A 6,083-nucleotide genomic window follows, 5' to 3' on the forward strand; every position below is an offset into this window, starting at 1 on the left:
GCCGATGACCGGCGTGGCCACGGCGCGGAGTCGAGGCGTGGACGCGGCCCGCTCGGCGGCCGCTACGGCGGGCCCGACACGGGACCCGCCGGAACGGGGCCGGCGGTTCAGCGAGCGCGGAGGCGTTCTCCCCGGTCGGCATGCGCCGGGGGACCGGCGGCCTGGACGGGGTGTGGCCCCTGCCGCACGAGCTGGAAGCTGAGGGCGCTCGCCAGGTGGTACTCGACCGAGTAGGAGACCGGCTGCTCGGCGGAGTCGTAGTCCACCTGCCTGATCACCAGGCACAGCTCATCGCTCGGGACCCCAAGGGCGGGGGCCTGCTCGGCGCCGACGTGCGCGGGCTCGAGCGTCGCGATGCCGAAGGTCACGTCGATGCCGCAGACCGTCGACAGGAACTGATAGAGCGACGGCCCCAGGGTCGGGGTCTGCTCCGGGAGGAGGGACGCCGGGAAGTAGTCGTGAGAGACCGTGACGGGCACGCCGTCCGCGGTGCGGACGCGGTAGAGGTGGACGACGGCCGTGCCGACCTCCACGGCGAGGCGATCGGCGATCTCCTCGTCAGCCTCCACCTGCCGCCAGGACATCTCAGCGACCCCTGGCGTGTGCCCGGTCGACCGGATGACCTGCTCGGCGCCCATGTTGAGGTGCAGGCTGCTCACGAGTGGCCGGACGGAGTTGACGTACGTGCCCGAGCCGTGGCGCCGGTTGACGATCCCGTCGTTCTCCAGCTGCGCGAGGGCGGCTCGGACGGTGACCCTGCTGACGCCCAGCTCCTTGGCCAACGTCGGCTCAGAGGGCAGTCGGTCGCCCGCCGCCCATTCCCCCTGCGACAGGCGTCGTTCGAGTGACCGGACCACCTTCGCGGTCACGGTGGAGCGACGGCGGTGCTCCGTGGGGAGTCGCCCACCCGGCTGGTCGTCGGGACGGGCCTGATCCAGCACGGCTTCGAGGCTACCCGACAGGACAACCGACGAGACGGTGCAGACAACTCGGGTCGCTGCTGCACCGGGGGCGCCGAGGGTGGGCATCCTGCTGGAGCTGAGTCCGGGCCGGACGGGATCGGTGCCGGCGACGGCGGGTCGTGGCGTGTCCACGGGGCCCTCGCGTGCGGCGCTGGGAGGCCGGGGCGCCCGCGCGTGTGGCGGTCACCGCTGAGTCCGGGCGTCGAGCCCCCGCAGTCGGGGGAGACCGTTCCGGCGAGCCGGGCCGCAGTCGACGGGAGTGCTCAGGCCTGCGCGGAGCTGAGTCGTCGGTAGTAGCCGGCGGTGGATGCCGGTGCGGGCTGGATGCCTCTGATCCGGTCGGCGATCTTCTCGGCCATCATCATGACCGGGGCGTTGAGGTTGCCGGTGATGACCCTGGGCATGATGGAGGCGTCGACGACGCGCAGTCCGGTGACCGCGTTGACCCGTCCCTGGCTGTCGACGACGGCGTCGTCGTCGGCACCCATCCGGCAGGTGCCGGACGGGTGGTAGGAGGTGCCGGTCGCGGTACGGATCCAGGCCTCGATCTCCGCGTCGGTCTGCACGTCGGGTCCGGGGTTGAGCTCGGCCCGGCAGTACTTGGCGAGGCTGGGCTGGGCCACCAGCTCCCGGGACTGGCGGACGGCGCGGACCATGTCGGCGAGGTCCTCGCGGCAGCTGTAGGTGTTGAAGACCGTCAGCGGTGCGTCGTCGGGGTCGGCGGAGCGGAGCCGGACCGAGCCGCGGCTGTGCGGACGGGACAGGTCGACCCAGAACTGGAAGCCGGGGACCGGCACGAGGCGGCCGTTGCGCAGTTGCCGGGTCAGGGGCAGGAACTCGTACTGCAGGTTGGGGAAGTCGACGTCGTCACGGCCGCGGAGGAACGCTCCGGCCTCGAAGAAGTTCGTGGTGCCCAGCCCCTGGCGGCGCAGCAGCCACTCGGCGCCGAGTCGCGCCCGCCCGAGCAGGTCGATCTGCGACGTGAGGGAGTCGGCGTCGTCGGTGGCGAACTGGATGTCGACGCCGGGGTGGTTCTGCAGGTTCTGCCCGACCTGGCGGGCCTCGGCGATCAGCCCGATGCCGTGCCGGGCCAGCTCGTCGGGATCCCCCACGCCCGACAGCATGAGCAGCCGGGGCGAGTTGATGGCGCCGGCGGAGACGATGACCTCGCGCGCGCACCGGATCCGGCGGGGTGCGCCGCGCCGTGCGGCAACCTCGATGCCGACGGCCGCGCCGTTCTCGAACAGCACGCGGCGGACCGTGGCCCGCTTCAGCACGTGCAGGTTGGACCGGCCGGCGGCCGGGCGCAGGTAGGCGCGGGAGGAGCTGGAGCGCACGCCGTTGGCGATGAACGACTGCGCGATGTGCAGGCCCTCCTGGCGGTAGCCGTTGTGGTCGGCGGTCACTTCGTGACCGGCCTCCACCCCGGCGTGCAGGAACGCCTCGTAGAGCTTGTGCTCGGCCCGGGCGCGGGTGATCAGCAGCGGCCCGTCCCCGCCGCGCCAGTCGTCGGGCCCGTCCTCGAAGGTCTCCATCTTGCGGAAGTAGGGCAGGCAGCGGGCGAAGTCCCAGTCCGGAAGGCCGTCGGCGGCCCAGCCGTCGTAGTCCATCGGATTGCCACGGTTGAAGATCATCGCGTTGATCGACGACGATCCGCCGATGACCTTGCCGGCCTTCTCGTCGATGACCTTGCCGCCGAGCTCGGGCTCGGGACCGGACTGGTGGCCCCACTGGATGTACTTGTTCTGGTAGACGAAGGGGAGCGCGCCGGGCATGGCGATGATCGGCAGCCGGTCGGTTCCGCCGGCCTCGACGAGCAGCACCTCGACGTCGGGGTCCTCACTGAGCCGGGCCGCCACGATGCAGCCGGCGGTGCCGGCGCCGACCACGATGTAGTCGTAACGCGTGTCCATGCGATGACTCCCTGTCTTGATCGGAGACCACCGACGCATCTGGATGGGCGTGATGGCTCATCGCGAGGACGCTAGGGCGACGACGGGCTCCGACGCTGCACCGAGGCTTCGCAAAACGGTCCGACCCGTTACGACAACTGTCGAAGCCGGTCCCCGGTCCCCGTTCCGGCGACGATCAGGGCTGGGCCCGGTAGGCGACGAGCCAGAGGGCGAGCTGCAGGTGGGTGCGGGCCAGGCCGTCCTGCATGTCGACGCCGGTCAGCTCCTTGATGCGTTCGAGGCGGTAGTAGATCGTCGTGCGGTGCACGTGGAGCTCGTGCGCCGCGGTGGTCACGTCCCCTCCGACGTCGACCAGCAGGCGGGCGGTCGTGAGCAGGTCGTTCCGCGGCTGCGCGGCGAGGATCGCCGCCCCCGGGTGCAGGGCTTCCACGGTCAGGTCCTCCGGGGCGTCGACGATCAGCCGCCAGGCACCCAGCCCGTCCCACGTCGGCGGGTCCGGGCGAGCTCCGGCGAGGACGGCGCGGCGGGTCGCCGCCGCCCGGCGCACCGCCTCCCTGAGCGCGATGAGCGGGAGGGGAGCGCCGCTGGTCGCAGCGCGGGGGCCGCGGCTGACCACGTGCAGCGACATGTCGTCGGGCAGCGTCCAGCCACCCGGTCGCGCAGGCGCCTCGATCTGGACGAGCGCATCATGCGGGATCTGCTGGAGACGGGCCAACTCCCGGACCGCCTCCTCGTCCGGGCCCTCCAGCAGGCGAGCCACCAGCTCGTCCCGGACGAAGCGGATGCTCTCGGCGGACTGACGAGTCTTCGCGAGCACGGCCGCCGCGAGCTCGGCGCAGTCGATGGCCGGCCCGAGGTCCTCCTCGGCCAGCGACTCGTCCCGATCCAGGATCCACATCAGCCCGAGGAACCGGCCTTCGTGACGCAGGGGCACGCACCAGCGCGACCACATCTCGACCTCCGGCATGGCCGGGGTCCTGACGGGCGAGGTGGCGCGGTCGAGCTTGAACCTCTTCACGATCGCGGCCGCGCCCGGATCCACCCTGCGATGCAGGATGGTCCGCAGCCGGGTCGGGTCGACGGGGCCGCGCGTACACCACCACACGGGGTGCTGGTCGACGTCCTCGACGAGGACGGAACGGCCGAGCAGCGCGTTGAGCCGATCGACGGCCGCCTGCACTTCTGCCTCGGTCGACATGGCACTCCTTCTCCCCGCGTCGCTCCGGGGCCGCCGCAGATCTTCCTACAACTGTCGCAGGAAGCGGTCGTCGTTCCGCTTCCGAGCCGATGTGCCGGGATGTGACCCGCTCCTACGGTCGAGAGGCGCCGACCCGCCCGCTCCCGGAGGACAGCCGACATGACGACGCCCGCACGCCACGCCGGCCCGCCCGCGCCCCGGGGTTCCCCGCCGGTGGGGTCCCCCGAGCACGACCGTCTCGCCGCGGCACTGGCAGAGATCAGGACGGCGGGCTACGACGTGCCGAACGTCATCGCCGGCCGGGAGGTGCGCACGGGACGGACGTATCCGATCGTCGTACCGCACCAGCACCGGGTCCACCTGGGCCAGGTGCACGCCGTCGGCGCGGAGCTGGTCGAGCTGGCCATCTCGGCGGCCACCGGCACGTGGCGGAGCTGGTCGCAGCAGTCCTGGGAGTCCCGCGCGGAGCCGTTCCGGCGGGCCGCCGACATGCTCGAGTTCGGGCCCTGGCGGGACCGGCTCGTGGCCGCGTGCATGCTCGAGCTCTCGAAGACGAGCGACCAGGCAGACGGGGATGCGGCCGCGGAGACCGTCGACTTCATCCGGGCCAACCTGGCGAACGCGGTCGACGTCACGGCCGTCCAGCCGACGTCCCCGCACGGCGTGACGAACATCGTCGACTACCGCCCCCTGGAGGGATTCGTCTTCGCGGTCACCCCCTTCAACTTCGTGTCGATGAACAACCTCGCGCTGGCTCCCGCGCTGCTCGGCAACACCGTCGTGTGGAAGCCCGCGGAGAGTGCCTCGCTCGCCGCCCACCTCACCCTGGAGCTCATGCGGGAGGCGGGCCTGCCGGACGGCGTGATCAACCTCGTGCACGGCGACGGGCCGGAGATCGGCGACGTGGCCCTGGTCCACCGGGACCTCGCAGCGGTCGCGTTCACCGGCTCGACCGGCACCTTCCAGCACATCTGGCGCACCGTCGGCGCGAACGTGGGCGGGTACCGCAACTACCCGCGGGTCGTCGGTGAGACCGGCGGCAAGGGATTCGTGCTCGCGCACCCCTCGGCCGACCTCGACGCGCTCGCGACTGCGTGCGTGCGGGGGGCCTTCGAGTACCAGGGGCAGAAGTGTGCCGCCGCGACCCGGCTGTACGTCCCCCGCAGCCTGTGGCCGGCGGTACGAGATCGGCTTGTCGACCTCACCCGAGGCCTCGTCGTCGGCGACCCGACCGAGCCGCAGACGCACGTCGGTGCGGTGATCAACGCCCGGCAGTTCGAGAAGCACCAGCGCGCGCTGGCTCAGGCCAGGGACGAGGACGTCGTCCTCGTCGGGGGGACCACCGACGACGCCACCGGGTGGTTCGTCGAGCCGACCGTCCTCGAGGTCTCCCACCCGGACTCGACGTTCATGACCGAGGAGCTCTTCGCGCCGGTCCTCACGACCTACGTCTACGACGACTCCGACTGGGAGGAGACGCTGCGGCTGGTCGACGAGTCGACGCCGTACGGGCTCACCGGCGCCGTCTTCGCCACGGACGAGCGTGCGCTCACCCAGGCCGACGAGGTCCTGCGCTACACCGCCGGCAACTACTACGTGAACGACAAGCCCAGTGGGGCCGCGGTGGGCCAGCAACCCTTCGGGGGTTCGCGCGCGTCGGGCACCAACGACAAGGCCGGGACCGTGTGGAACCTGATCCGGTTCGTGAGCCCGCGCGCGGTCAAGCGCAACCACCGACCACCACGGCACCCCGGGTCCCCGCAGCTGGCAGGCCCCCGGCCGACCGACGAGCTCGAGGGCGCCTGAGCCACTACGTCACCGCCGGCTCCGGTCCGGCCCGGACAGCCATGGAGCGGCAGCTCGTCCTTCGACCCCCTGAAGCACGGAAAGGCAGTCATCAGCGTGAACATCGTGGTTCTTGTCAAGCAGGTGCCCGACTCGGGGAGTGAGCGGAACCTGGACCCTCAGGACAACACCGTCGCCCGGGGGAGTGCGGACAACGTCGTCAAC

The 6,083-nt window shown here is 71.7% G+C and carries 4 protein-coding genes; 1 reads left to right on the top strand and 3 read right to left on the bottom strand.

Annotation, left to right across the window (positions count from 1 at the left end):
- Window positions 1–107 precede the first annotated feature (107 nt).
- The 3 genes from MY526_RS24365 to MY526_RS24375 form a co-directional block, all read right to left on the bottom strand.
- Window positions 108–941, bottom strand: coding sequence for a GntR family transcriptional regulator (locus MY526_RS24365; RefSeq protein WP_436695368.1), 834 nt, complete (start codon window positions 939–941; stop codon window positions 108–110).
- 284 nt (window positions 942–1,225) lie between these two features.
- The gene (locus MY526_RS24370) at window positions 1,226–2,875 is read right to left on the bottom strand and encodes a choline dehydrogenase (RefSeq protein WP_436705247.1); all 1,650 of its coding nucleotides are present in this window, start codon (window positions 2,873–2,875) and stop codon (window positions 1,226–1,228) included.
- 175 nt (window positions 2,876–3,050) lie between these two features.
- The gene (locus MY526_RS24375) at window positions 3,051–4,073 is read right to left on the bottom strand and encodes a helix-turn-helix domain-containing protein (protein ID WP_436705248.1); all 1,023 of its coding nucleotides are present in this window, start codon (window positions 4,071–4,073) and stop codon (window positions 3,051–3,053) included.
- Between the two features lie 159 nt (window positions 4,074–4,232).
- On the opposite strand from MY526_RS24375, the gene pruA reads away from it, so the two are divergent.
- Window positions 4,233–5,879, top strand: a complete 1,647-nt coding sequence (pruA, locus tag MY526_RS24380) for an L-glutamate gamma-semialdehyde dehydrogenase (RefSeq protein WP_436705249.1) — start codon at window positions 4,233–4,235, stop codon at window positions 5,877–5,879.
- Window positions 5,880–6,083: the final 204 nt, after the last annotated feature.

Origin of the sequence: Geodermatophilus sp. CPCC 205761 (assembly GCF_051383655.1) — a bacterium.
GTDB lineage: Bacteria > Actinomycetota > Actinomycetes > Mycobacteriales > Geodermatophilaceae > Geodermatophilus.

Bases quoted from the DNA above. Each gene is read 5' to 3' on its own strand.
- MY526_RS24370 (WP_436705247.1), bottom strand. From the start codon at position 2,875: ATGGACACGCGTTACGACTACATCGTGGTCGGCGCCGGCACCGCCGGC.
- pruA (WP_436705249.1), top strand. From the start codon at position 4,233: ATGACGACGCCCGCACGCCACGCCGGCCCGCCCGCGCCCCGGGGTTCC.
- MY526_RS24375 (WP_436705248.1), bottom strand. From the start codon at position 4,073: ATGTCGACCGAGGCAGAAGTGCAGGCGGCCGTCGATCGGCTCAACGCG.